Source organism: Micromonospora sp. NPDC002389, from assembly GCF_040296095.1.
GTDB lineage: Bacteria > Actinomycetota > Actinomycetes > Mycobacteriales > Micromonosporaceae > Micromonospora.
Genome location: NZ_JBEOWP010000016.1, coordinates 99,971 through 125,792 on the forward strand (window position 1 = coordinate 99,971; position 25,822 = coordinate 125,792).

Genomic DNA, 25,822 nt, shown 5'->3' on the forward strand with positions numbered 1-25,822 from the left:
GGTCGTCAGTGGTCACCCAGGCCGGAACCGGACTCGCGCGCATCGCCGTCGTCGCCCCGCACCGACGGCTGGACCTCGCCCTGCCCGAGCATCTGCCGCTCGTCGGACTGATGCCCGCGGTGCTGCGCCAGGCCGACGAGGAACCGTCGGACGGCACCGGACACGGCGGGTGGATGCTGCGCCGCAGCGACGGCAGCGCCGTCGACCTGACCCGTACGCTCGCCGCCCAGAGCATCCGCGACGGCGAGACGCTGCACCTGGTGCCGCGCCGCACCGAGTGGCCGGAGCTGGCGTACGACGACCTGATGGAGGCCGTCGCCGACGGCGCCCGGCGGCGCGGTGTCGCCTGGACCCCGTTCGCGACCCGACTGACCGGCCTGATCGTGGCGGGCGTGCTGCTCCTGCTCGGCCTGGTCGTGATCGTGACCTCCACCGAACCCGGATGGCTCGGAGGCGCGGTCGCGCTCGGCACGGCCGCAGTGCTGCTGGCCGGCGGGATCGTGCTGTCCCGGGCGATGGCCGACTCCCTGGCCGGAGCGGTCGTCGCCGCCGCCGGGCTGCCCTACGCCTTCGTCGGCGGTGTGCTGGTGATCGGCTCCGGCGAGTCGGTCTGGGCGCTTGGTGCACCGCACGTGCTGCTCGGCTCCGCCGTACTGCTGCTCTCCGGACTGCTCGGACTGCTCGGCGTCGGTGACGCGACCAGGGTCTTCGTCGCCGCCGTCTTCGTCGGGTTCTGGGGCATGGTCGGCGGGCTGCTCGCCTTCGGCTCGATGGACGCCGCCCAGGGCACCGCCGTCGTGGTCGGCGCGGTGGCCCTCCTGCTGCCGGCGATGCCACTGCTCTCCGTACGCCTCGGCAAGATGCCGATGCCGGCACTGCCGCGTACCGCCGAGGACCTGCTGCGGGACGAGCCGCAGCCGAAGCGGGAGATCGTCTACCAGGCCACCGCCCGGGCCGACGAGGTGCTCACCGGCATGATCTTCGGGGCCTTCGTCATCACCGTGAGCTGCCTGGTCGTACTCACCTCCACCGGCACCGTCTCCGCGCTGCTGCTGGCCGGGGTGATCTCGCTCGGCTACCTGCTCCGGGCCCGGCTGGTGTCGACGGTCCGGCACCGGGTGCCGATGCTCGCCGCTGGCCTGGTCGGTCTGGGCCTGCTGCCCCTGGTCGGTGCGGCCGACGCGTCGACCGCCACCCGGGTGCTGGCGGTGCTGCCGGTGGCCCTGGTCGCGGCCGGGCTCGCCGCCGCCGCCGGGCTCGCCTACAGCCGACGTCCCCCCTCACCCCGGCTGGCCCGCCTCGGCGACGTGTGCGACATCCTGCTCCAACTCGCCATCGTGCCGGTGGCGTGCAGCGTGCTGGGCCTGTACGCCTTCATGCGCGCCATCAACGGCTGACCCTCACTTCGGCCAGTCGAGGTCGCTGGCCTCGGTCATCGGGCCGCCTCGGATGAGTTTGACGATGGCGGAGTCGATGTCGGGTCCGACGAAGAAGTCGTCGGCCCAGTGGAGCATGAAGACGCGTCCCTGGGCGTCCACGACGAGTTCGGAGGGTCCGTCCTCGTTGTTCCCGATCGGGTACACCGGGTTGTCGAACTCCTCGATGAACTCACGGGCGCCCACTGTGGTGACACCACCCCGGGTCGGGTGGATGTAACTGGTGAAACCGCCGCCGAGCCGACCGCTACGGCCGAACTGAGGTAGCTGGAGACCACCGAACTCGACCATCGCGGCGCGGGCGGCGGGGAAGCATTCCAGCCCGACGACTTCCATGGCGAAACGCCGCATCCAGTGGTCCACCGCCGCGCTCAGGTCACGGCCCGGGAACCATCCCGCCTGCTCCAGTACGGCCCGCACGTCCGGCGGGAACCGCCCCTCGGCGCCGCGTCGCTGCGCGTACCGTTCGGCGACCACCTGCCAGGGCAGCGAGGGCCACTGCGACACCTCACCGGTCTCCCGGTCCACGACAGCGCGTGGGTAGCCCGTGGACGGCGGCGGTGCGGGTGGCTCGTCGGTCGTGGACGCCACCGGTTCGACCAGGCACGCCACATAGCCCAGATCGAACTCGAAGAGGGTCACATCGAGTACCGGCTGGTGCCTGCCGGCCCACTGGCGCGCGATGGCCAGGGCCTGTTCGCGACTGATCATCGGATCACTTCTCCGGTGCCGTCGTCGGTGGCGGTCTTCCAGTCGAGGTCGCTGGCCTCGGTCATCGGGCCGCCTCGGATGAGTTTGATGATGGCGGAGTCGATGTCGGGTCCGACGAAGAAGTCGTCGGCCCAGTGGAGCATGAAGACGCGTCCTCTGGCGTCGATGACGAGTTCGGAGGGCCCGTCCTCGTTGTTTCCGAAGGGGAAGACCGGGTTGTCGAATTCCTCCGAGAAGCCGCGCGCCTTGTCGGTGACGATGCCACCCGTGGTGGGAAAGATGAAGCTCATGTAGCCGCCGCCGGGCTCGCCATGACCGCCGAATTGAGGTAGTTGAAGTCCGCCGAACTCGATCAGTGCGGCGCGGGCGGTGGGGGAGCATTCCAGTCCGTTGAGTTCGTCGGCGAAGCGTCGCATCCAGTGGTTCACGGCGGATGTGGCGTCGCGGCCGGGGCGCCAGCCGGCCTTGTCCAGCACGTGTCGTACGTCCGGCGGGAAGCGTCCCTCGGCGGCTCGGTGCTGGGTGTATTCCTCGGCGACCAGGTCCGGAGGTACCGAACGCCAGCGTGACACCTCGCCGGTCTCGCGGTCGATGACCGCGCTGGGGAAGCCGGTGGACGCCGGTGGAACCGGTGGTCCGTCGGTGGGTGGTGGCGGCGGGATCACTTCCCAGGCGACGTAGCCGAGGTCGAATTCGTGCAGTTCGATCTCGGGTTCGGGGCCGGGTCGGCTGGCGGAGGCCCACTGGCGTGCGATGGCCAGGGCCTGTTCGCGACTGATCATCGAACGACTCCTCGGACTGCCGAGTTCGGTTTCGCCGGGCGGGGCCGGGTGCGGGCATCGGCTGCCCCGGCGCCCTGCATATGGTAGGCACCGCGCGGCGCGGCCCACGTGACCGTGCCGGTGTACGCCAGGGGGAGGGGTGCCATGCCGTCGCGGCGGGACCAGGTCCAGTCGTACCAGTTCTTCGTGCAACGGATGACCTCCGCGCTGGTGGCGCGTGAGCCCGATCCGGAGTCCGCGCCGTTCCGTCGGCTCGGCGGCGCCGGCTTCGCCAGCGTGATGGTGGCCGTGCTGTTCCTGGGCGCGGTCGGCGTCTACGGCCTGCTGCGTCCCGGCGGCGCCACGAAGTGGAAGGAAGGTGGCGCGGTCATCCTGGAGAAGGAGACCGGCACCCGCTACCTCTACCGGGAGGGCCGCCTGCACCCGGTGCTCAACTACGCCTCGGCCCTGCTGGCCATGGAGTCCGCAGCACCGACCGTGTCGGTCTCCCGCAACTCGTTGGTCGGTACTCCCCGTGGTCCCCGCATCGGCATCCCGTTCGCACCGGATGCGCTGCCGGCCGCCAACCGGATCCTGGACGGACCGTGGACGCTGTGCACGCAGCCCGCCCGTAACCCGGCCGGCGGGATCGTCGCCACCACCGTGCTCACCGTGGGCCGGGCACCCGAGGGCGGGCGCGAGCCCGGCGACGCGGCGCTGCTGGTACGCGACCGCAAGACCGAGCGACTGCACCTGGTCTGGCGCGACCACCGGTACGAGATCCGTAACGAGAAGATCGTGCTGGAGGGGCTCACCATGAGCGCCGAGCCGGTGGTGGAGGTCGGTGGTGCCTGGCTGAACGCGCTGCCCGCCGGCGAACCGATCGCGCCTCGCCGGGTCTCCGACCGGGGTGCGACCTCGACCGCATTGTCGAACGCCCGGATCGGCCAGGTCTTCGTGGTGGAGAGCCAGAACGCCACGCGCCAGCACTACCTGGCCGAGCGGAACCGGCTCGTACCGCTGACCCCGGTGCAGGCGGACGTGGTGCTGGCCGACCCGGAGACCCGCGCGGCGTACCCGGACTCCTCGGAGCCACGGGCACTGGAACTCGCCGCCGGCACCGCCGCCGCCGCACCGAAGGGAGAGGCGCCGGCCCAGGGTCGGCACCGTGCCCCGGAGCAGCGCCCCGAGATCGCCCGACTGACCGGTGACCAGCCCGCCGTCTGTGCCGCGTACCAGCCGGACCAGGACGAGCCGACGCTGCTGCTCGACGCCCAGGTGCAACCGGTACGCGAGCCGGTGCGGACCGGTGAGCAGACCGGCGACGGCATCCCGCTGGCCGACCGGGTGGTGATCGCGCCCGGCTTCGGTGTCCTGGTCGACGCCGTGCCCTCGCCGGACCAGCGGACCGGCACCCTCAACCTGGTCACCGACATCGGCTACCGCTACCCGCTGGCATCCCAGGGGGTGGCGGCGATGCTCGGCTACTCCGGTGTGCAGCCGGTCCGCCTGCCGGCCAGCCTGGTGGTCCGGCTGCCCGCCGGTCCCGCCCTCGACCCGGCGATCGCCAAGCGAGCACTCGACCCGGAGTGACCCGACCAGCCACAATGGAAGGCTGGGCCGGGCGCCTGGTCTAGCGTCGACTGGACACGACCCGTTACCGTTCGTACGACGATGGTGCGTGAGCGCCGACTGACACGCCGCCCCCGGTGACGCGGGGCGATCGAACGAGGACGGGGGTGACTTCCGCCATGTCGATGAATACCGACACCGGCTTGATGCTGAAGACCGAGGGTGACGTCGATGCCGTCGCCGACCGGCTCACCGGCAACCTCAACTCGCTGATGGACCAGCTCGCTCCGCTGTACGACCAGTGGAAGGGTGCTGGCGCGGGTTCCTTCCACCAGGTTCGTGAGCGGTTCGACCAGGACATGGCCCGGCTCAACGTCGCGCTGCGCGCGATCGCCGAGGCGGTGGGATCGGCCGGTAAGGACTACGACGTCAGCGACGAGGAGATCCGGTCGGACATGGAGGGCGCGGGCGCGACCGCCGGCCAGATCACCGCGGCGCTGAAGCTCTGACGGGGAGATAAGTCATGACGGAGATTCGGTACAACTTCGCCGGCCTGAACGCGGCGGCGGACAGCTGTGGTGGTGCGGTCCGGAACATGACCAGCGAGCTGGACGGGCTCAAGTCCGGCATCGCCCCGCTGCTCGCCACCTGGGACGGCGACGCCCGCGAGGCGTACTTCCAGCGGCAGGGCGAGTGGGAGTCGGCCGCCAACGACCTGCGTGACCTGCTCACCCGCATCGAGCGCGCGCTGCGCGAGTCGGCGGGCAAGATGCAGGCCCGCGAGGCGGCCAACCGCCAGAAGTTCGGCGGCTGACCCGCCACCGAGAGACACCTCGACGGCCCGGCCCTGTGCCGGGCCGTCGGCGTCTCACCCTCTCTTGAGAGCCGCGCTGCTCAGCCGCGTGGCGTCGACGTCGGCACCCGGAAGAACGCCTCCTCGGGCTCGTCGATCTCGGGCATCGGGGCGGGTGGCGCGGACGGCCGGGTGGGCTGCCACCGGGTGCGTCGCCCGCGCGGTAGCAACGCCGCCAGCACCGCCACGCCGACCGCGAGCACGGCCAGCGGCAGGCCGATCCAGAGCGCCCACCGGCCGAAGACCGCCCACCGTTGTTCACGGGCCGCCGCTGCGGCGTCATAGGGCACATCGGGCAGCGGAGGCTGGGCCACCGGTGCCGCGCTGGTCAGCCGCTCGGTGACCGCGCGGTACGGATTGACGACTCCACTGCCGTACCCGGCTTCGGCGTCGCCACGGGCCGGGTCGGCGGTGGCCAGGATCCGCCGGGTGACCTCCTTGGCCGACAGGTTCGGCTCCGCCGCGCGGATCAGCGCGGCGGTGGCGCTCACCATCGGGGCGGCGAAGCTGGTGCCGTCCCAGACGCTGTGGCCGAACACGCGGGTGGCAGCCACCACCGCCCCGCCCGGCGCGACGACGTCCACGTACGGCCCGATCTGGGACTGCCTGATCCGGGCCCCGTTCTGGTCGACGGCGCCCACGCCGATCACCCCGTCGAAGTCGGCCGGGTACGGCACCGGGTCGGGACGGGCGCCGTCCTGGTGCTGGTTGCCGGCGGCGGCCACCAGCACGACGTCCCGATCCACCGCGTACTTGACGGCCTGCTCGACGTCCTTGTCCCAGTAGTAGAGCGTCACCGACATGTTCACGACCTTGGCGCCGTCGTCGACCGCCCGCCGGATCGCCCGGGCGAAGACCTCGCCGGTGACGGTTTCGCCACCGGTCCCCGGCTGCTCGTTGGCGTTGCGCTCGCTGACCCGGATCGGCACGATCGTGGCGTCCGGAGCCAGGCCGTAGAACCCGACCCCCTCCATCCGTCCGGCCGCGATGATGCTGGCCACTGCGGTGCCGTGGGAGACGCAGTCCACATCGCCCCCCGGTGCGCCGCGCAACGCGTCGAATCCGGTGGCCACCCGTCCGGCCATCTGCGGGTGGGTGCTGTCCGTGCCGGAGTCGATCACGGCGACCTTCACCCGTGCGCCGGTGCTGAACGGCCAGACCCGCTGCGGTGCCAACCACCGCTGGTGCCACGGGGTCTCGATGTTCATCTCTCCCGGATCGCTGGGATTCCGGCAAATCGTCGGATCGGCCCGGGCCGGGGTCGGAGCGGGTGCGGTCACCATCGTGGCCAGGACGGCTCCCACGAGGGCAAACGCCGCCATCGGACGGTCACGGAACATTGCCTGCCCACCTCCCCGTCGACCGGTGCGGGTGCATCCTAACGACGCTCGGCCGCAGACCGACCACCCCGATGTCGCGCCCATTCAGTATGGTCGAGTCGCCACGCCCAAGGCGCGGGCGAGACGTGGACGTTCGCGGGAAGGGACGTGCGCGGGAAGGGGCTGGACGTGCGCGGGGAGGGACACGCCATGGACGTACAGGCGCTGCGCGCGCGTGCCGACGAACTGATGGCTCAGTTCGAGCGGATGCGTTCCGGTGTGGGTGATCTCCAGCAGAAGATCAAGGCGGTGAAGGCCACGGTCACCTCCGACGACGGCCTGGTCACCGTGACCGCCGGGCCCCGTGGGCAGGTGACGAAGGTCGAGTTCGATCCGCGCATCTATCGCCGGCCGGATTCCAAGGAGCTGTCCGCCACCGTCACCGAGACGATCCGCCGGGCGAGCGAGAAGGCCATGGCCGAGGTCGAGCAGCTTCTCCAGCCGTACGTGCCGGACAGCCAGTTCCAGGCCTACATCGACCACGATCTCGACGGGATCTTCCGACAGTTGGACAGTGACCTGCCCGGGGAGGAGAAGCGGTGAGCGAACTGCGCGAGACCTTCGTCAAGCCCGACGCGGCTCTGGACGGTGCCAACCAACTGGGCTCCGCCGGTGCCCTGCTGGCCATGCGCTTCCGGAGTGCGGCCGCGACGATCGAGACGCTCAACGGCGGTCGGCCGTGGGGCGACGACGAGCCGGGCAACGAGTTCAACAAGAACTACCTCGGCGGTGACAACCAGCCGGCGCAGAAGGTCCTCGAGATGGGCCACGGTCTGGTGCCGGTGGTGGAGCTGCTGGGCCCGACCGTCAAGGGTGCGGTCGAGGGCACCGTCGACGTCGACGACATGACCCGGACGCTGTTCGGCGGCGAAGAGAAGTAGCCGGCGGCCGTACACCGGTCGACATCGGACGGAAGGGCACGCGGGGTGGCGGTACCCAATCCCAGGAACTCGCTGGGCGAGTACGCGTGGGTCTGGGACGCCATCTGCTGGGTGAGCGCGGGCGAGGCGTGGCCCAGCGGCGACGAAGACAAGATGCGGGAGCTCGCCGACGCCTGGCAGGTGATGGCGGACGCGATCACCGAGGCGTTGGGCGAGGCCGACCCGGCGGTCATGAAGATCCTGCAGGCCTGGGGTGGCGGTGCCGGCGAGGCGTTCGGCGGACTGTGGAACCAGATCGCCGTCGACCCGAACACCGGCCTGCCGCTGATGCAGGAGGTCGCCGCGGCGTACGCCGCCGGCTGCGACCAGGCCGCCCTGGAGATCGAGTACGCCAAGCTGACCGTACTCATCGCGGTCTTCATCACCGTCATCGCGGTCTTCGTCGCGCTGCTGATGGCCTGGCTGGGCGGTGTGTCGGCCGGCGCGATCCCGGGCATCCTGGCGGCCGGACGGCAGGCCGTGACGGTCGCCTTCCGCCGGTTGATCGCCCAGATGGGACGGCAACTGCTCACCCGCGCCGGCATGCAGACAGCCCTGCGCGCCGCCGGCACCCGGCTCGGGCAGATCGTCAGCAGTCAGGGATTCCGTCAGGGAATGACCCGGCTCGGCCTGGAACTGGTCGAGGAGATCGGCGAAGAGCTGATCATCGACGTGGGCGCCCAGGCGTACCAGATGCACACCGGCGAGCGGCGGCAGTGGGACGGCAACCGCACGCTAACCGCCGGGGTGGGTGGCGCGATCGGCGGCGTGCTCGGCACCGGCATGCACTTCGCCGGCCGGCGGCTGGCACCGCACATGCCCTTCTCGTTCAGCCCTTCGCAGCTTTCCTTCCGTGGCAGCGGAATGGTCCGCTGGGGCACCACGAGTCTCGCCTCCGGCCTGCAGAACGCCGTCGTCTCCCCGGCCGCGAGCGTGCTCGCCAACGGCACGGTCAACGGGCAGTGGGCGATGCCGGGCGCGGACGCCTTCCTCGGTGGATTCACCAGCGGTGCCGGCCGCACCGGGTTGACCATGATCGGCAGCGGCATGGGCAACGTGGGTGCGAACGTCACCAACTGGGGCCTCGGCCGAATGGGCGTCGACTTCAACCCTGGCGCCGGTCTCCCGGCGGGCGGGATCGACCCAGGGCTGAACGTGGGCAACACCAACGGCCTCGGCAACGTCGGCGGCGTCAACGGCGGCGCGGGCACCGGCTCTGCCGGAGCCGGTGCCACGAGCGGTGGTGCCACGGGCGGCGCCAACGGCGGCAGTTCCACTGGTGCGACGTCGGGAAACAGCACCGGCGCGACGAACACCGACACCAGTGGTACGGGGTCCAGCGCGACCGGCAGCACCAGTGCCGATTCCGGCGCGACGGTCACCGGTGGCGCCGACGGTGCGCTCAACGTCCCCGGTGATGGGAACATCGACACCACTCCCGTAGACACCGTGCCGGACAGTGGCTCGGGCTCGATCAGCCTCGCGCCGCCTACCGCCGACACGGCGGTCACCTCGCCGGCCGACACCTCGGCGGTCCCGTCGGCCGACGCGGCTACGACGGGTGCTCCGACCACGACGGACAGCGTGACCGGAACTCCGGCCGGTGTCGTCGCGGAAGGCCCGGCCACGGCGCCTGCCGGCGACACCGCCGCTACGAGCCAACCCACCAGCGACACCACTACGCAGCGTGTCCCGGACGGGCAGGTCGCCCCGACCCCCGATTCGGTCGGTGCCGACCGGCTCGGCAGCGGCTCCACCGATCAGGCCAGCGGTGGACCGGTGACGGCTCCGGGGCCGGAAGCGGGTACCACCACACCCGGAGACAGCACGGCCGGACCCGCCCGCAGCGTGACCGAGACACCCACCACGGACGGCTTCGCCGATACCAGGTCTGTCGATGTTCGCGCCGATCCCACCGTCGCGGACACGCCACCAGCCGTGCTTCCCGGCAACTCGGTCACCGCGCCGCCGGCCGCTCAGACGCCGGGCAACGTCGCTCCGACGGTCCCGCCCGCCGCGAACTCGGCTCCCCCGGCCGGATCTACGGTGTCCACCGGTCCCCAGGTGGTGGCGGGCCCCAACGCCGCACTGCCGGCCAACACCGCACCGCCGACCACCGCAGGCCCGCCGACGACCGGCACGAACAATGCGGCCACCACCACTCAGCCCAGCACCACCAACCCCACCGCGCAGCCGGCGGCGAACCGTACGCCCCCGGTCGGGCCGACCGTCAATCCGGCGGCGGCGAACTCGGCCGGCTCGGTATCGCTGTCCCCGTCCACCGGCCCGACCTCCACCAGCCCCACCCAGCCCGGCACCGGCCCCCAGCAGAGCGCCCCCAACCCGCAGGCCACTCCGGCCCAGGGCGTGCCGGCCCAGCAGGACACCACGAGCCGCCCGGACAACCGACCCGCTCCGGGCCGGACGGACGCGGGTGTGCCGACCGCACCCACGGTGCCGGCCCAGACGGCGGGCAGCGATCCGGCAGCCACCACCGTCGACACCAGCGGGCCGACCGCTCCCGATACTGCCAGCGACCCTGCAGCGGGGCGGGCCGACCAGCTCTCGCACACCGACGGGCCGGTCGTGGTCCCGGTGCCGGCCAGCACCGGAAGCACCGTCAACAGCGGGCCGGTCGGGCCGGTGGGACCGGGGACGGACACCGGGCAGGTGGACCCGGACACCCTCAGGCGGTCGGACTCACCGACCGGCCGGGGTACCTACGGATGGCATCTGGACCCGACGTCGGTCAGTGATCCCACCAGTCCGGACGCGGAACAGACCCTGGTCGAAGCCTCGCGGACTTTGGCCGAGGCAGTGCGGTTGGAAGTCAAGCGCGGCACGATCTCCAAAGCCAAGCAGCCCGGCATGGCTGGCGCCTTGCTGATGCCTAACGGTGAAATCACCACGCACACCAGCATGACCCCTGACAAGAGCACCAAACCGCCTACCCAGCCTGCCGTGCACCCGCTGGCCCAGGCTGCACTGGACCAAACGGCACAGGTGTTGGGTAGGGGCATCGGTGGTGGGCATGGCAAATGTGCCGAAGTCGCCTTGGTGTCTGATCAGCTCTACCGGCTTGAGCAACAGTGGCGTGACGCGGGACAGCCGGGCCAGTTCGAAACGTACGCGCTCAACGCCTTCCAGAACGCCAAGATCGTCACGCATCAGATAGCCATCGCGACGTCGGGTGGTGTCACCTATGACCTCGGGCACTACCGCCCGCCGTGCCGAAGCTGCGCCCACTTCCTGCCGCAGTTCAACATCGATCCGATCACCGACCCGGACCGTGACGTCTCCGTCTACCAGCCGCCCGTACCCGGAGTGGTGGGTAACGGCCTGCCGCTCAGCGACAACCGTCCGTACGGGCGGCCGGAGGGGCTGGTCGCTCCGGACCGGGCCGACCAACAGGCGCTTGATGCGGCGGTTCCCCGGGACTCCGCGACCGGCCGCCCGGTGGTTCATCCGGATCCCCGCGACGGTTCATGGGCCGGGCTGGTCAACGACGGCGGACCAACCACACCTGGACGAGACACCAACTGCGCCGACGTCGGTCTCTCCGTCCTGTCGACCTGGTACGGCCGGCCGGAGGTGTCGGCCGTCGCTGCCGGCCAGGTGGAGCAGGGCAGCACGGCCCGGCAGGAACAGGCTCTTCGAGCCACCTTCGGCCACCAGGGCAGCGGCGTACCCGGTCTGGAGGCCATCGCCGAGGCGCTTCGCGCCGCTGGTCCGGGCTCTGCCGCACTCGTCGTCGGGAGTTGGCCGGGTGACAGCGGCCGGGCGCACACCTGGAACGCCGTCAACCACGAGGGCACGATCATCTGGATCGACGGCCAGCACGCGACCGTGTCCGACACGAACCCGTTGCACGCCGACAGGGTGGGCGACGTCTGGGTCATCGTCCTCGACGCCGAGGGCGACCCGATCCGGCCGGTTCAGACCGAAGGCACCACGAGCCCGGTCCGGCCACCGGATTCGACCGCGTCCGACGACGGGTCGAGGATCGAGCAGAACACCGACCCGTCGTCGGTCGGTGACCCGAACGCCGCTGACCCGAACGCCGCAGTCTGGCCCGACATGCAGGGCTGGCCGATGCCGGACACCCGGCAGTACGGGCCGGAGCAGTTGGCACCGCTGGAGGATCCGCGCTATCAGGACGACGTCGCGGACAGCCTGTGGACCCCCGAGGGGTACGCGGTCTTCGCCGACCCGTCCACGCACCCGTACGGGCGGCTGATCAACGGTGGTGGACCGGACCAGCCGGGGCGGAGCAACAACAGTGTCGACTCCACGCTCGCCGCGTTGGCCAGCTTCTACGGTGATCCGCAGGTGTCCCACCCGCGCTGGCCGGATCGGCTCGACGACGGCTTTATCGAGACCGAGTTGGGCGAGCGGGAAGGCGTCAACCGGATCGCGAGCTGGATCGGTGGCGACTGGGTCGGCGACGGTGCCAACGATGCGATGCCGGGTACGCCCGCCGAGCGGGCCGAGGCGATGGCCGACCGGTACGCGGAGCTGTACCAGCGCGTTCGCGACGCGGGGCCGGGCGCGGCGGCGGTGGTCGTGGTGGACTGGATCCAGTTCAACGAGCACGCGGCTCCGCTGCTCGACGCCGACGGCCGTACTCAGGCGGCGGCCCAGCATGCTTTCCTGCTGGTGCACCCGGACGGCGCGGACGGGCCGGTGTGGTGGGACCCGCTGTACGCCACTACCAGCACCGACCCGCTGCCCGGGGACTATGTTGGACTGTCGCACAACCTGTGGTCGATGGAGGTGCACCCCGACTATGCCGATGAGCAGGGAGGAAGCCCAGCAGCTGATGACTCGGCTGCTCGGGACGGACAACCCGGTGGCGATCTTCCCGTTCGAGTTCGGCTGGGCAGCCCAGGAGACGCTCTCCCCGCAGCAGCGGGCCCATGGCCGACAGATTGGCCAGGGGGTCTTCATCATCGACCGGACGGGAGTGGTGACAGCGCATCCGAGCCTGCCGCCACCGTTGGTCATGAAGCGGTACACGACGGCCCGCCTGGAGGGTCGGATCACCGGCCGCCAAGTCTGGCCGACGGAGGACCCGACGGCCTGACCGACGTCGGTCCCGCGTCGTCGCTGCCGGAGAGCCGGCGGTACGGGCCGGGCGAGCTGGCGCCCCTGGAGGATCCGCAGTACCAGGACGACCTGGCCGCGAGCCTGGCCACGCCGGAGGGGTACGCGGTCTTCGCCGACCCGTCCACGCACCCGTACGGACAGTTGGTCAACGACGGTGGGCCGGAGCAAGCGGGCCGGGCCAACAACTGTCTCGACGCGTCGCTGGCAGCCCTGGCCAGCTTCCGGGGCGACCCGCAGGTGTCGGTGCCCCGCTGGGCGGACCGCACCGACGACGGGACGATCGATCTGGTCTCCGGTGAGCGGGGCGGCCTGCAGCGCGCCGAGGCGTGGATCGGCGGGGAGTGGATCGGTGGGCAGGACAACCTGCCCACCGACCTGTCGGCCCGGATCGAGGCGGTCGCCGATCAGTACGCCGACCTCTACCGGCAGGTGGCGGAGGCCGGGCCCGGCGCGTCGGCGCTGGTGGTCGCCGACTGGCTGTACGTCGACTCCGCCGGGCAGCCCGTCCTGGACGCCAGCGGTCAGTTGGACATCGACGGTGCCCATGCGTTCGTGATCGTCTTCCCGGTCGGTGCCGATGCGCCGGTGTGGTGGGATCCGCAGAGCGGGACGGCGTCGACGGACATGTCAGCCTCGGACATCCGGGAAACCCATGGCCTCTGGGCGATGATGATGCCTGACGGAGAGGGGCGAGTTGACCGAGGACGAGGCACTGACACTGATCAGCCGCCTGCTGGCGACCCGGAATCCGATCGTGCTCCGGGAGTTCGAGTTCGGCTGGCTGGCCCGGGAGAGACTCTCGGAGCAGGAACGGGCCTCGGGGACGCACGTGGGTCAGGCGAGCTACATCATCGACCGCTCGGGAGCGATCACCGTTCACCCCAGCCTGCCGCCCCGGCGGGTCATGCAGGAGTACGCCCAGGCGCGACGCGAGGGACGGACCAGGGGCCGGCAGGTGTGGCCCGAGGCGGAACCGACAGCCTGACCGGACCGGCCGACCGGACCGAGGTCGGCGACGTCCGGGCGAACGGTGACCGCGCCGGCACGGTGATCACCGCCAGCGCGCTGCCCGGTACCGACTTCCACGGTCAGGGCCGGGCGGACCCGGACCCGGACGCGGTGCTGGACCGGGCCCGAACGGTCGCCGGCCAGGTGGCGACCCACGCCAGGGTCACCGAGGTGTCGATCCGCCCGGACGGTACGTACCAGGTGACCCGGGCCGACGGCAGCACGTTCACGCTCCGCCTGACCAGTGGGCCGGTGGCGGACGGCGCGGTGGCGACCGGTCGGTTCGGCAGCGACGGCGTCGCCGTGGTGACGCTCTCGGACCAGGCCGCCGACCAGGTGGTCGAGCGGGCGCTGGCGCACGAGGTGGCCGAGCTGTCGGCCCTCGGGCGACCGATGGACCCGGGGGCACCGACGGTCGCCCCGCTCTCGCCCGCCGATCTCGCCGAGCTGCGGACCGCCGCACACCAGGTCGCCGTCGCCGACCGCTGGTCGTTGGGCGCGGCCCGACGCGAACTGGCCGCGGTGGTCGACCGCCTGGGCCTGCGGGACGGCATGCTCGGCGCGGAGCAGCGCCTCGCCGGCGTGCCGGATGCGACGCGGACCGCCCTGACCGAGGTGTACCCGGACTGGTACACCGACCGCAGGGGCAAAGCGCTGGACCGTCTGCCCGCCGCGCCGACCAGTGACCCCCGTCCGACCGGTCTGCCCCGGCTGCGTACGTATGTGATCACCCATTTCGCCACCAACTCGCTGCTCGCCGGGTTGGCGGTGAAGCTGACCGTGGACGCCGGTCGACCGGAGCTGGCGCTGATGCTCGGCGTCGGAGGGGCGATCGGCGCGGTCGCCACCGGCCCGGCGAAATGGCTGGCGAAGCGGGTCGGTCTGGCCGCCGAGGACCGTCGGGCCCGGCACGACGCACGTCAGGACGCCCGCTCCGCCGCCGACTCCGATCTCACCACGGGCCGCGAGGTCGCCGGCCGGGCCGACGACGTGGGTGCCTCGACCCGGGCGGCCGATTCGGCGACTGTCAGCCTGGAGAGCCACGTCGAGGCGCTCGGACAGCGGCTCGACGCCGGGGAGCGCCGCCGTCGACTGATCGGCCGGCCGCGACGTTTCGCCCCGCCGGATCCCGGCCCGTCGGCGGGCACCGCCCCCGCACCGACCACCAACCGGCCCGGCGATCCGGCCACGACGACGGCCTCCCCCGACCCGGTCGGCCTCACCCCGCACGAACAGGGGCGGCTCGCCGAGTTGCGGGCCCTCGCCGCGCAACGCGACGCCGTATCGACGTTCGCCCGTCCCCGGGTGACCCGCGAGATCCGGGGCCTGCTCGACGCACTCGGTCTGCGGCAGGACACGCCCGGCGTCGCGCAGCGCCGGGAACTGTTGCCGGAAGATCTCCGGTCGATGGCGGACCGCTTCGGCGGTACGCGTACGGCGATGGTGCGGCACCGGCTGGCGGCGGTCGCGGACGGGCGACCGGCCGAAGGGGACCGGCCCGGCAAGGTAGCGCCCTGGTGGATGGGCACCGTGGAGAACACGCCGAGCGTGCTCGCCGCCGGCAGCATCGCCGTCGTCGGTGACCTGATCGGTCAGCTCCGGCTCGGTTGGTTCGCGATCACCGCCGGTCTGACCGCGATGGCCAGCGGGGCCGTGGTCGACCCGATCATGGCCCGTCGTGAGGCGGCGGCCAAGGACGCCCGCGACACCTGGGACACGGATAACCCGGCGATGCCGGCGGACGCCCAGCTCACCCAGCTCACCGAGGCCGTGGCCGGTCCGGTGGACCTGGTGACCGAACGGGTCGCGGACGTCTCCCGCCGCGCCGCCGACCTGGAACAACGGGTGGCCGACCTCGACCGACGGCTGGCCGAGTCGCACCGCCGCAACGGGGCCGCCGACTCGTTCCGGCGACTGCTCTTCGGCGATCCGGCCTGGGCGGGGCTCACCGCCCCCGACGCCACGTCGTCGGCCCGACCCGGCGATCCGGCGGGTGCTGTCACGACCACCGCTGATCCGTCGACCGGTACCCGCGATCCCGGCGACGCGGCGGCGCTCACGCAGCTCGCCGAGCTGGCGGCCCGGCACGACGCGGCCAGCGGTCCGGCCCGGATCCGACACGCCCGTCACCTGCGGGCGTTGCTGGACCAGCTCGGCCTGCGCGACGGCATTCCCGGGGCGGAGCAGCGACGCGAGCACCTGCCGGCCGAGCTGCGGCCGGTCGCGGAGCGCCACGGCCGTCGACTGCTGGCCGACCGGATGGCACGGATCTTCGTCGGCCGACCGGCCGACGCCACGGACAGCGACGCCCGGCCGAGCAATGTGCCGAACGCCGGTGTGTACGCGGTGGAACAGAGCCCCGGGCCGCTGGTACAGGCCGCCACCACCGTCGGTCTGGCGGGTGTCGTCCAGGTCGCGGCCGGGGCGGGACCGCTGAACATGGCCGCCGGTGGCGTCCTCGGACCGGTCCGCGACCTGGCGCTGAAGCGGATGGAGACCAGCGTCAAGGACGCCCGCCGCAAGTGGGACCTGGACCATCCGAACCCGGCGGCGGACTCGTCGGCACGGGTGGACCGACTCGCCGCACCGACCGAGGTCGTCGTCGCCGACGCGGCCCGCCGGCTCCGGGTGGCGGTGGCGAACCTCGACCGGGTCACCGCGGCGGTCGACCGGCTGGCGGCGCATCGCTCGGAGACCGGGCCGCCGGCACCGACCCCGCCGACCTCCCAGGACGGCAACACCACCACGACCGAGGTCCGGGATGTCCTCAGCCGAGCGGACTCGTGGGAACTCCAGGTCGCCCGGAGCCACGTACGCAACGCCGACCCGATGTCCCTCAAGCCCGCCCTGCGCGAGCTGTACGCGGTCATCGACCGACTCGGTCTGCGCGAGGGCATGTTCGGCCGGGCGGAGCGGCTGGCCCAGTTGCGACCCGAGGCGCGCCAGGTGGTCGTCGACTACGGCGGCGACCGGGCCAGCCGGTCGGTCCGGCTCCGGACGCTGCGCGCCGAACAGAGAGGCGTCGACCGTCCGCCGGGCGTGCCGAGCCTGAAGGCGTACCTGCGTGCCAGCATCGCCACGACCGGTCTGGCCGCCGCAGGGGGTACCGCGATCGCGATCACCCTGTCGAGTCCGCTCGCCCCGATCATCCCGGTCGCCGCGCTCGCCGCCGTCCCGGTGATCGGCGCCGCCAAGTGGTACGCGAAACGTGCCGGCCTAGCCGCCGACGACGTACGGACCCGGTTCGACGCCCGTAGTGACGCCCGGTCGGCGGCCGACCGGGTGGATCAGGTCGTCGACCAGTTGCAGGAACCGGTCCGGGAGCTCGAACAGGCGACCGCCGACCTGGAGGCGCGGCTCGACGCGGCCGAGTCGGCGGCCGACCGGCTCACCGAGCGCCTGGCCGGGGCACAGCAGCGCAACGGCGTGCTCGGGCGTCTCTTCGGTGCCTTCCAGCGCTCTGCCGACCCGGCCGCCGACCCGACCTCGCCGCACTCTGCCGCCCCTGACCCGACCGCTCCGGATCGGACCTCGCCGGACCCGACCGCCGGTCGGCCGGACGGGGGGACCGACCCGGACTCGGGCCGGATCACCGCAGCTCCCGTACCGAACTCCGGGTTCCACGGACTGGGCCGTCCGACCGCCGACCCGGCGGCCGTGCTCGACCTGGCGCGGGCCGCCCTGCCGCAGATCGCGCCGTACGCCCAGGTGGACGCGGTGGTGCAGGTCGGTCCGGACCTGTTCGAGATCCGCGCGGCCGGGCAGTACCCGCTGACGGTGCGCCTCACCACCGGCCCGATGACCGACGGTGTGGTGGCCCAGTCGACCCGCGAGCCCGACGGGACCTTCACCGTCACCGTGTCCGACCGGGCGGTCGACCAGGTCGTGGCGCGGGCGCTCGCGCACGAGGTGGCCGAGTTGGTGGCCCTGCACGAGTCCGGGCGGGCCCTCGTCGGGCCGTTGGACCCGGGCAACGTGGACGGCCGGATCGACCCGGCCGGGCTCAGCGCCCACGACCTCGGCCGGATGGCCGAGATCCGCCTGCTCGCCGCCGCGTACGCCAACGCCGACCCGGCCGGGCGGCTCGCGCTCCGTACCGAACTCGACGCCCTCGCCGCCCACCTCGGCCTACGGGTGGGCGATCCGGACGTCCGGGACCGGTGGGCGCTGCTCCCCGGCGACGTGCTGGCCCACCTGGTGCAGCTCAGCCTGCCCGCCCTCACTCCGGACGCGGTGTCGGCGGTGCTGGCGGGCGCACCGACCCTGACCGAGGTCGAGCGGGTTCGCATGTTCGACTACCGGGCTCAACTGGCACCGGACTTCCAGGTGCCGCAGCAGGCGGATCTGACGGCGCGGCTGCGGGAACTCGCCGTCGAGGTCGAGTGGGCACAGACCGGGCTGCCCCGAATGCCGTCCTTCGCGGGACAGATCGTCGGCCTGCGCCCCGGACAGATCGGACGGATCCGGGCGGTCGATCCCGACCTCGCCGACCGAGTCGCCCGTGACGGCGTCTACGTCGACGTGGCGGGCCGTTACGACCTGCGCCCGTACATGGTGAACGGCGTTCCGGAGATCGACCTCGGCGCGGCCCGGCCGGCGTTCGACCTGACCACCGAGTCCGGCCGGCGGGCCCAACTGCACGAGGACCGGCAACGTGCCCATGCCGCCCTACGGGCGCTGCACGGCGACCAGGCCGCCGTCCTGCTCGCCGACCACGAGTTCCACTACCACGGCACGGCCCGCTGGATGGGGCTGGTGCCCGACGTCCTGACCGAGGCGCTGCGCGCCATCACCCCCGTGCCACGGGACAGCGTCGTCGCCGCCGAGACCGTCCCGACCCAGGAGCCGTCCGGGGACGTCTCGGTCACCGCGGACCGGGTCACGCTCCCCTCCGACACCGCCGGCGGCGGACCGGTCTACGGCTCGCCGCGCGATGCTCGCACCGGCCAACCGGCGCCACTGTTCGACGGTCCGCCGAAACGGGAGGACGTGCAGCAGGGTGGGCTGGGTGACTTTGGCATGATCGCCGTGATCGGCTCGGTCGCCGGTCACCTGCCGGACACCGTCGCGCAGATGTTCCAGCCGAACCCGGACGGCTCGGTGGACGTGCTGCTGCACGAGACCGACGGGTCGGGCAGCACGAACACCCCCACCGGACGCAGGTTACGGGTCACCGTGTTCCCGGATGTGCCCGTGCACGCCGCTGCGGGAGGACGCAGCGCCTACGCCGACCAGTCGACGGTCGGCACGTCCTGGGCCTCCCTGCTGGAGAAGGCGATCGCAGCCGTCGACCGCACCTGGACCCCGCAACGCCACGACCAGTGGCAGCAGCAGTGGAGTGCCCGACCCGACGTGGACGCCGCCCAGGCCGCCCCACTCGGCTACGCCCGGCTGGACGGCGGCAGCACCCACCACATGCAGGCGGAACTACTCAGCCAGCTCACCGGCCTGCCGACCAGGGTGAACGAATTCGACCCGACACCCGGACGGGAGGCCGACGCCCAGGCCCGACTGGCCGAGTTGCTCGCCGCCGGCAGCCCGGTGATCACCGGTACGCGTCCCGCCGAGAGCTACGAGTCGTACGAGCACGGCAAGCCGCCCCACGGGCTGTACGCCGGGCACGCGTACGAGGTCGTGTCGGTGACCGACGGCAAGGTGCGGCTGCGCAACCCGTGGAACGACAGCCATCCCGCGCCGATGTCGATCCGCGACTTCCTCGACCTGACAAGCCCCACGTACGCGCACGTCGAACTGGCCCGCAGCACGGTCACGGCGCTGCCGGACTCCGGATTCCACGGTCACGGCCGACCGGTCGCCGACCCCACGGCGGTCCTGGACCGGGCCCGGCTGGTGCTGCCCACCCTCGCCGAGTCGATCGGCGCGACCCAGGTCGTCGCCGTCGGCCCGGACGTCTTCGAGGTGCGGGCCGACGGCCTGGACCCCCTGCGGGTACGGGTCACCACCGGCGAACTGGCCACCGGCACGGTGGCGCAGACCATCCGCAACCTGGACGGCACCTTCACCCTGACCGTCTCCGACCGGGCCGCCGACAGCGCGGTCGACCGCGCGGTGGCGCACGAGACCGCTGAACTGTTGGCCCGGCACGAGACCGGTGACGCCCAGGTCGGCCTCTTCGACCAGGACGCCGTCGACGGACCGATCGATCCGGCCGGTCTCACCGCCGCCGACCGGGGGCGTCTGGCCGAGCTGCGCGTGATGGCCGCCTGGTACACGCAGGCCGTTCCCGCCGCCCGGGTGGCACTGCGCGCCGAGATCGACGCGCTGGTCGACCACCTGGGCCTGCGCTGGGGTACGCCGGACGTACAGGAACGCCTGGCGGTCGTGCCCGGTGACGTCTGGCACCACGTGCTGATGCTCAGCCTGCCGGCGATGACCCCGGAGGCGGTGACCGACGTCCTGGCGTACCAACCTGACCCGACGCTCGTCGAGCGGTACCGTGCGATCGACTACCGCGATCATCTGGCCCCGGACTTCCGACCGCCGCCGGAGGCCCCCGAACTGACCGCGAAGCTGCGCGAGTTGGCCGTGCACGGGGAGCAGCGCCAGTCCTCGATGCCCCGGATGCCCGCCCTGGCCGGGCAGCTCATCTATCTGCCGCCGAGCCTGTTGGACCAGATCCGCCAGGTCGATCCACGGTTGGCCGACCGGGTGGCCGCCGAAGGCGTCTACGTCGACCTGACCGGCCGCTTCGACCTGCGCCCGTACACCGTCGACGGCGTATCGGAGTTCACACTCGGCTTGTCGGCCCCCGCGTACGACCTGCGCACCCCGGCAGGCCGCCAGGCCCTCCTGGCCGAGGACCGGGTCCGCGTCGACGCCGCCTTCCGGGCCGCCCACGGCACGAATCCCGCCGCGATGGCCGTACTCGCCACCCACGCGTTCCACTACCAGACCGACGCGCGGCGGATGGCGCTGGTGCCGAACGCGCTGACCGAGGCGCTGCGGTTGATGATGCCGCCGGAGACCGAGGTCGACATCGAGGTCACGTCTGTCGACACCGGCAACGAGGTGGTGGTGGCAGCCGATCGGCTCACCCTGCCCGACCCTGCTCCCCGACGCCCCGTCGAGTACGGGCGACCGATGGATGCCCGGACTGGGCGACCAGCACCGGTCTTCGACGGTCCACCACGCGGTGACCAGGTACGACAGGGCATGCTCGGTGACTGCGGAATGCTCGCCAGCATCGCTGCCGTCGCCGGTCACCGGCCGGACGTGCTGGCGCAACTCTTCCGTACGAATGCTGACGGCACCGTCGACGTGCTGCTGCACGAGAGCACCCTGCTCGGTGAGACGATGGCACCCACAGGTCGTCGACTGCGCATCACAGTGACCCCTGACGTACCTCTACGATCCGTGGCGGCCGGATCGACGGCCTACGCCGACCAGTCGCTCAATGGGGCGGCCTGGGCCTCCCTGCTCGAGAAGGCTCTGGCGGCCGTCGACCGGACCTGGAGTGCGGAGCAGCGCCAACTCTGGCAGTCGAGATGGCTGGCCTGGCACAGCCCGAACGATCCGCACCAGGCGGCGCCGACCGGCTACGCGCGACTGGACGTCGGAAGCACCGCAGACATGCAGGCGCAACTGTTGACCCAGATCACGGGTGCTCCTAGTCGTGCGTCGACGTTCGACGCCCGGCCAGGACAGGAGGCTGCGGTCGCGGCGCGACTCGGCGAACTGCTGGCCTCCGGCAGCCCGGTCATCACCTGCACGTTGCCCAAGCGGGACTACCCCGAGGAGATCCAAGATGATCTCCCGTTCGGCCTGGTACCCGGCCACGCGTACGAAGTGGTTGCGGTCGCCGACGGTCGCGTGTCGCTACGAAATCCGTGGAACTTCGATCATCCGGCGGCGATGCCGATCCGGGACTTCCTGGAACTGATGAGTGCCCCCTACGCTCACCTGGACATCGCGCCCGCAGTCGCGGCCGGGCCAGCCGAAGCAGCCTCCGGCCCGCTCGTCACCGATGCCGCCCCGGCGCGGCTCGACACGCCTGGTGCCGCGCCGAAGGTGCCTGCTCAGAGAGAGTCGGAACGCTCGCACCGTCATTCGCTCGGTCGCACCTTCCTGGAAGAGCACCCGACGACAGTCGGCTACTTCGCCCTGCTCGGCGCCGACGGTACGGTGAATGGTCTGCTCGTGGTCGTCTCCTCCGAGCATGGGCAGCGCACGGCCCACTGGAGCGCCGACGGTGGGCAACCAGGCGTCGGTGGATCGATGCCCGTGAGTCGGGAGGCCGCCGAACAGCTCGCGCAGGACGTGCTCGGGTTCAGGCTCCCTGAGGAGTCCGTGCTGCACGACATGGTGAACGGCTGACGATGCCGACGACAGGACAGGGAGAACGGCCGTTGCGCTCCTTCACGGAGATCACCTCCATTCCGAACAACGTCCCGGTCGACATCGGGCACGCCCGCCTCGCGGTGCGATGGGTCGACGTGGGGCCGCCGGTGCGCGCCGAAATGATCGTCATTCCGCACTGGGCCGAGGAGTCCACGCATCACGAGGTGAGGCTGGGTGAGACGTTCCCGGTGGGCGACGAGACCTGGCGGTTCGCCGACCTCGACATGGCCAGCGAGGACCAGTGGGAGGTCACGGTTCGCCGGGTGGACGCGAACGAGGTGATGGATCCACCCGCCGGACGACTGTGGAAACCCGCTCGGCTGCGGACCTACGGCCAACTCGACGAGACACGGCTCCAGTCGGTCGAGTCCGCCCTAGGGCTCCGTCTACCCGCGGATTACCGCGAATGGTTGCGCCGCAACAACGGCGCGCAGCCCGAGGTGCCGCACCACGTACCCGGCGTGCCGTTCGCCCTGACGCCGGAACGCCCGCTGTTCGGAGTGCACCCCGACTATCCGTTCTTCGATCTGGTGCATGCCCAGCGCCGACACCGCGACCTGTGGCTGTCGCCGGCCTGGCTGGTGATCGCGAACGCCTCCGGCGGACTGCTGGTCGTCTCGACGCAGTCGGGCGACTCGACCGTGTACTTCGTTCACGAACTGGACCTGGTCGGCCCGCCCGGTCCACCTGCTTCCGCCGCCCGGGAGAGGAAGCTACGCGGAGTGGCCAGGTCCATGGGCTATCTGCTGGGCCGACTCACCCCCGTGGAGGTCGACCACCTCCCGCCGGCGCAGATGCTGCCACCCGGCACCTTCACCGACCCCCGCAACCACCAGGACGGGCAGCCATGAGTACGCCGACCCCAGAGGCCCTGCTGCTTCCGCTCGGGCAGTTCTTCGGCACCTTCCACCCCAAGGTCGGCGCCTCGGAGCGCTACCAGCGCGTCCGGCTCGGCCCGGACGTCTGGGACCTGGACGATCAACGCTTCGCGCTGTGGGCGCTGGCGCACAGCACCGCCGACCGCGAGGAGGAGCAACCCTGGTCGCTCGCCTCGGTGCGGCAGGCGGCGGCCGTACACCTTCCCGGTGTGGACGTCGAACCGCTTCTCGACAGCCTGCTCACCGAGGGTCTGCTCGCCGAGGTGACGCCGGACACCTCGGCGGCGGTCGACTTCGCCCAGCGGCACCGGCTCGGCTCACGGATGGTGGGGTTGGGCAACAGCGCCGACGAGCCCTGGCTGTGGTCGATCGGCTTCTTCGAGCGGCCGATCGTGAAAGTCACCCGCACCGTCTACAACCTCTGGGAGAGCGGGCGCTCCGGGGAGAGCCTCTGGGACGTGTGCGAGTCGCTGGCCGCCGACGAGCGCGAGAGCGGAGGCACCGACACAGAGTTGACCGAGCCGGAGTTGCTGCTCACCGCGCTCTTCCGTGCCCTGCACCCGTTGTTGCTGGCCAGCGTGGTCTACCTGGAGCCGCAGCCGTGACCGAGACGAGGACGCCGCCGATGACACAGCCGTTGATCCTGCCGGTCGGCCGCTACACCGGCGAGTTCCACCCGGAGGCGGGCGCCCCGGTCGCCTACTACTCGTTGGGCATCGGTCGCCTCGTGGTGACGATGGAGGACCCGCAGGCTTTCGCCGTCTGGGCTGCCGCCCATCCTCCGACCGACGCGACGGCCCGGCCGTGGACCAGGACCGCCGTGGTGGAGTCCGCCACCGCCGTCGGGGTCACCGATCCGGAGCGGATCGTCGAGGGGTTCCTGGAGGACGGTCTGCTGGTCGAGGTGAGCCCGGACGATCCCGACCTGGAGGGGTTCGCCCGGGCGCATCGGGTGTTGCCGCTGATGGTGTCACTCGGCAACAGTCCGGACGACCCACTGAACTACGGCATCGGCCTGTTCGGCATGGAGCCGGTGATCCGGGTGCCGACCCTCGTGCACGACGTCTGGCAGTGGAGCAGCGTCGGCGACAGCCTGTGGGAGGTGTGCGAGGTGTTCGCCGAGGCCGGCGCACGGGTCGATTTCGTCGACGAGCGGGAGCACGATCCCCGTCACGTGTTGCGGGAGTTCCTCGGGGCACTGCCCATGCTGCTGGCCACCAACGCCGCCTGCCTGGACGAGGCCCGCGGCCTCTGACCGCGTCACCGCCGTCGGGGGCCGGCGGGGCCGACTCAACCGAGCTGCGCCAGCATCCCGGCGTACGTGTCGCGCACCGCCCGCAGCCGGTCCCGGCGGAACCGACCGGGCTCACGCCGGTGCAGCTGACGCCCCCGGTCACTGTCGAAGGTCTCCGGGGGGACCGCGTCACCGTCCGCCGGGATGAACTTGCCGACCTCGTCGAGCGCGGCGACGGCCCGGGTCAACGCGGCGCGAGCCCGCTGCCCGGCGTCGCCGTCCGCAGGCGTTGCCGGCACCTGTCCGGCGTACGCGTCGGCGACGAGCAGCCATTCGCCCGGGTCGAGCAGCTCGGACGGCTCGTCGCCGCCGTAGCGGAACCCGGTGCCCGCCGTGCCGAGTCCCGGCGGCAGCCGGAAGACGAACTCCCGTTCCCGGCCGCACCCGGCGCAGGCGCCGGTGTAACGACTCGCCAGCTCGCCGTCGGCCAACGCGACGACCGCGCTCTGGCGAGGGAAGCGGACGTTCCCGCACGAGCAGGGGCGCAGGTCCATGTAGAGGTGCGCCTCCGCGTTGGTGCGGCTCAGCGGCGGGGTCATCGACCCACCGTACCGATCGGCCGATCCGGACACTGCCCCCGTCGCCCGCTGGCATACTCGCCGACCATGGTGGTGTCGCGTGGCTGGGCCGTGTTCCTCGCAGGTGTGGGCGTCTGGACCTGGGTGATCTGGCCGAGGTTCGCGGTGGCCATCTGGAACGACGAGCGGTCCTGGGCGAGCGGCACGGTCGGTGACTGGCCGGCGACCGGCTTCCTCTGGGTGCACGCGCTGCTGATCGGGGCGTCACTGGCGATCGGTACGGCAGTGGGTCTGCTCGGCGTACGTGCCTGGCGGATGTCCCGACGCGGCCCGCGCTGAGCTGGGCACACGGGTCGCCCACGAGCCCGCCCACCTCGGGGCGAGCTGCGGCCCGGTACCCCTGTGCCGCTGCGTGTGGACCTGGTCGGACGGACCACTTCGGACCGGGGAAGCGTTCGCGGGCACTGGAGTGTGACGGGGACCGCTTCCCCCGGATTTGACGATCAAACCTGTGGACGCGTAACTTTCTCTCTGCCGCTGCGGAACGGGCAAACGGGGCGAAAGCCACGAGGTCCGGACCAGGCGGTGCCGAGTTCAGTGCGGAGTGATCCTCAGTGGACGCGGCCCGGGCGGGGCCCGACGAAGACGCCGAGGGGCGGATTTGGCGGAGCGGAAACGACCGGGTAATGTTCACGACCGGCAGGGAACCGGGCGAGCTAGCGGGAGACCGCAGCGGCCGGCCTGCCAAATCCGACGATCGAGCGAAGCGGTCACCGCTGCGCCTGATCACGGATGCCGAACCGCCAGAAGCGTGACGTACCGGGACACACCGGTTGACACGGGCCAGACGGTAAGGTAACGTAGTAAAAGTGCTCGCCGCGAGGTGGGTGCGGGTTGGTCCCCGGAGGGGTGCCTGCTGGTCGGGTGTTCTGATGGTGTGTGGTTGTTCTTTGAGAACTCAACAGGGTGCTTGATAAGCCAGTGCCAAATTGTTTTATGATGCCCCGTGCCAACTTTCGGGTTGGTGG

General features: G+C 71.7%; 15 protein-coding genes and 2 pseudogenes. 13 read left to right on the top strand and 4 right to left on the bottom strand.

Features of this window, described 5'->3' with window-relative positions:
• The first annotated feature begins 8 nt into the window (after positions 1-8).
• Positions 9-1,397, top strand: a complete 1,389-nt coding sequence (eccD, locus tag ABT008_RS25510) for a type VII secretion integral membrane protein EccD (protein WP_350699134.1) — start codon at positions 9-11, stop codon at positions 1,395-1,397.
• Between the two features lie 3 nt (positions 1,398-1,400).
• On the opposite strand, the gene ABT008_RS25515 is transcribed toward eccD, so the two are convergent.
• Both ABT008_RS25515 and ABT008_RS25520 read right to left on the bottom strand, forming a co-directional pair.
• Positions 1,401-2,147, bottom strand: a complete 747-nt coding sequence (locus ABT008_RS25515; RefSeq protein ID WP_350699135.1) for an SUKH-3 domain-containing protein — start codon at positions 2,145-2,147, stop codon at positions 1,401-1,403.
• Positions 2,144-2,929 carry an SUKH-3 domain-containing protein gene (locus ABT008_RS25520; protein ID WP_350699137.1) on the bottom strand — a complete coding sequence of 262 codons (786 nt, stop codon included), beginning with the start codon at positions 2,927-2,929 and terminating at the stop codon, positions 2,144-2,146. Before ABT008_RS25520 ends, ABT008_RS25515 begins: the two co-directional genes overlap by 4 nt.
• A 144-nt stretch (positions 2,930-3,073) precedes the next feature.
• On the opposite strand from ABT008_RS25520, the gene eccB reads away from it, so the two are divergent.
• The 3 genes from eccB to ABT008_RS25535 all read left to right on the top strand — a co-directional run bounded on the left by eccB (position 3,074) and on the right by ABT008_RS25535 (position 5,294).
• Positions 3,074-4,501: a type VII secretion protein EccB gene (eccB, locus tag ABT008_RS25525; RefSeq protein ID WP_350699138.1), complete on the top strand. Its 1,428-nt coding sequence runs from the start codon at positions 3,074-3,076 to the stop codon at positions 4,499-4,501.
• 158 nt (positions 4,502-4,659) lie between these two features.
• Entirely contained in the window at positions 4,660-4,989 is a 330-nt protein-coding gene (locus ABT008_RS25530) for a WXG100 family type VII secretion target (protein ID WP_131057127.1), read from the top strand.
• A 14-nt stretch (positions 4,990-5,003) separates the two neighbouring features.
• Positions 5,004-5,294, top strand: coding sequence for a WXG100 family type VII secretion target (locus ABT008_RS25535; RefSeq protein ID WP_350699140.1), 291 nt, complete (start codon positions 5,004-5,006; stop codon positions 5,292-5,294).
• A gap of 80 nt (positions 5,295-5,374) precedes the next feature.
• Here ABT008_RS25535 and mycP read toward each other — a convergent pair whose 3' ends face one another.
• A complete protein-coding gene (mycP, locus tag ABT008_RS25540) occupies positions 5,375-6,673 on the bottom strand; it encodes a type VII secretion-associated serine protease mycosin (RefSeq protein WP_350699142.1) in 1,299 nt (432 codons plus the stop codon).
• Between the two features lie 189 nt (positions 6,674-6,862).
• On the opposite strand from mycP, the gene ABT008_RS25545 reads away from it, so the two are divergent.
• The 8 genes and pseudogenes from ABT008_RS25545 to ABT008_RS25570 all read left to right on the top strand — a co-directional run bounded on the left by ABT008_RS25545 (position 6,863) and on the right by ABT008_RS25570 (position 24,237).
• Positions 6,863-7,255, top strand: a complete 393-nt coding sequence (locus ABT008_RS25545; RefSeq protein ID WP_350699159.1) for a YbaB/EbfC family nucleoid-associated protein — start codon at positions 6,863-6,865, stop codon at positions 7,253-7,255.
• The gene (locus tag ABT008_RS25550) at positions 7,252-7,593 is read left to right on the top strand and encodes a hypothetical protein (protein ID WP_350699144.1); all 342 of its coding nucleotides are present in this window, start codon (positions 7,252-7,254) and stop codon (positions 7,591-7,593) included. Before ABT008_RS25545 ends, ABT008_RS25550 begins: the two co-directional genes overlap by 4 nt.
• Before the next feature lie 45 nt (positions 7,594-7,638).
• Positions 7,639-12,321: pseudogene (locus ABT008_RS30515) on the top strand (toxin glutamine deamidase domain-containing protein); the annotation flags it as partial.
• Positions 12,322-12,451: 130 nt separating this feature from the next.
• Positions 12,452-12,715 carry an SUKH-4 family immunity protein gene (locus ABT008_RS30520; RefSeq protein WP_502890506.1) on the top strand — a complete coding sequence of 88 codons (264 nt, stop codon included), beginning with the start codon at positions 12,452-12,454 and terminating at the stop codon, positions 12,713-12,715.
• Between the two features lie 215 nt (positions 12,716-12,930).
• A pseudogene (locus ABT008_RS30525) lies at positions 12,931-22,080 on the top strand (C2 family cysteine protease); the annotation flags it as partial.
• A 32-nt stretch (positions 22,081-22,112) separates the two neighbouring features.
• Complete coding sequence (locus tag ABT008_RS25560; RefSeq protein ID WP_350699147.1) at positions 22,113-22,955, top strand: DUF6406 domain-containing protein; 843 nt, start codon at positions 22,113-22,115, stop codon at positions 22,953-22,955.
• The gene (locus tag ABT008_RS25565) at positions 22,952-23,587 is read left to right on the top strand and encodes a hypothetical protein (protein WP_350699149.1); all 636 of its coding nucleotides are present in this window, start codon (positions 22,952-22,954) and stop codon (positions 23,585-23,587) included. Before ABT008_RS25560 ends, ABT008_RS25565 begins: the two co-directional genes overlap by 4 nt.
• Before the next feature lie 20 nt (positions 23,588-23,607).
• Positions 23,608-24,237, top strand: a complete 630-nt coding sequence (locus tag ABT008_RS25570) for a hypothetical protein (protein ID WP_350699151.1) — start codon at positions 23,608-23,610, stop codon at positions 24,235-24,237.
• A gap of 35 nt (positions 24,238-24,272) precedes the next feature.
• On the opposite strand, the gene ABT008_RS25575 is transcribed toward ABT008_RS25570, so the two are convergent.
• On the bottom strand, positions 24,273-24,815 hold the full coding sequence (locus tag ABT008_RS25575; protein WP_350699153.1) for a hypothetical protein: 543 nt from the start codon (positions 24,813-24,815) through the stop codon (positions 24,273-24,275).
• Positions 24,816-24,881: 66 nt separating this feature from the next.
• Between ABT008_RS25575 and ABT008_RS25580 the strand changes: the two genes are divergently transcribed.
• A complete protein-coding gene (locus tag ABT008_RS25580) occupies positions 24,882-25,133 on the top strand; it encodes an SCO4848 family membrane protein (RefSeq protein WP_350699155.1) in 252 nt (83 codons plus the stop codon).
• Positions 25,134-25,822 lie beyond the last annotated feature (689 nt).

What these genes read in the sequence shown, in the direction of transcription:
- ABT008_RS25515 (WP_350699135.1), bottom strand. Translation starts at nt 2,147, where the DNA reads ATGATCAGTCGCGAACAGGCCCTGGCCATCGCGCGCCAGTGGGCCGGC.
- ABT008_RS25520 (WP_350699137.1), bottom strand. Translation starts at nt 2,929, where the DNA reads ATGATCAGTCGCGAACAGGCCCTGGCCATCGCACGCCAGTGGGCCTCC.
- eccB (WP_350699138.1), top strand. Translation starts at nt 3,074, where the DNA reads ATGCCGTCGCGGCGGGACCAGGTCCAGTCGTACCAGTTCTTCGTGCAA.
- ABT008_RS25530 (WP_131057127.1), top strand. Translation starts at nt 4,660, where the DNA reads ATGTCGATGAATACCGACACCGGCTTGATGCTGAAGACCGAGGGTGAC.
- ABT008_RS25535 (WP_350699140.1), top strand. Translation starts at nt 5,004, where the DNA reads ATGACGGAGATTCGGTACAACTTCGCCGGCCTGAACGCGGCGGCGGAC.
- mycP (WP_350699142.1), bottom strand. Translation starts at nt 6,673, where the DNA reads ATGTTCCGTGACCGTCCGATGGCGGCGTTTGCCCTCGTGGGAGCCGTC.
- ABT008_RS25545 (WP_350699159.1), top strand. Translation starts at nt 6,863, where the DNA reads ATGGACGTACAGGCGCTGCGCGCGCGTGCCGACGAACTGATGGCTCAG.
- ABT008_RS30520 (WP_502890506.1), top strand. Translation starts at nt 12,452, where the DNA reads ATGACTCGGCTGCTCGGGACGGACAACCCGGTGGCGATCTTCCCGTTC.
- ABT008_RS25565 (WP_350699149.1), top strand. Translation starts at nt 22,952, where the DNA reads ATGAGTACGCCGACCCCAGAGGCCCTGCTGCTTCCGCTCGGGCAGTTC.
- ABT008_RS25570 (WP_350699151.1), top strand. Translation starts at nt 23,608, where the DNA reads ATGACACAGCCGTTGATCCTGCCGGTCGGCCGCTACACCGGCGAGTTC.
- ABT008_RS25575 (WP_350699153.1), bottom strand. Translation starts at nt 24,815, where the DNA reads ATGACCCCGCCGCTGAGCCGCACCAACGCGGAGGCGCACCTCTACATG.
- ABT008_RS25580 (WP_350699155.1), top strand. Translation starts at nt 24,882, where the DNA reads ATGGTGGTGTCGCGTGGCTGGGCCGTGTTCCTCGCAGGTGTGGGCGTC.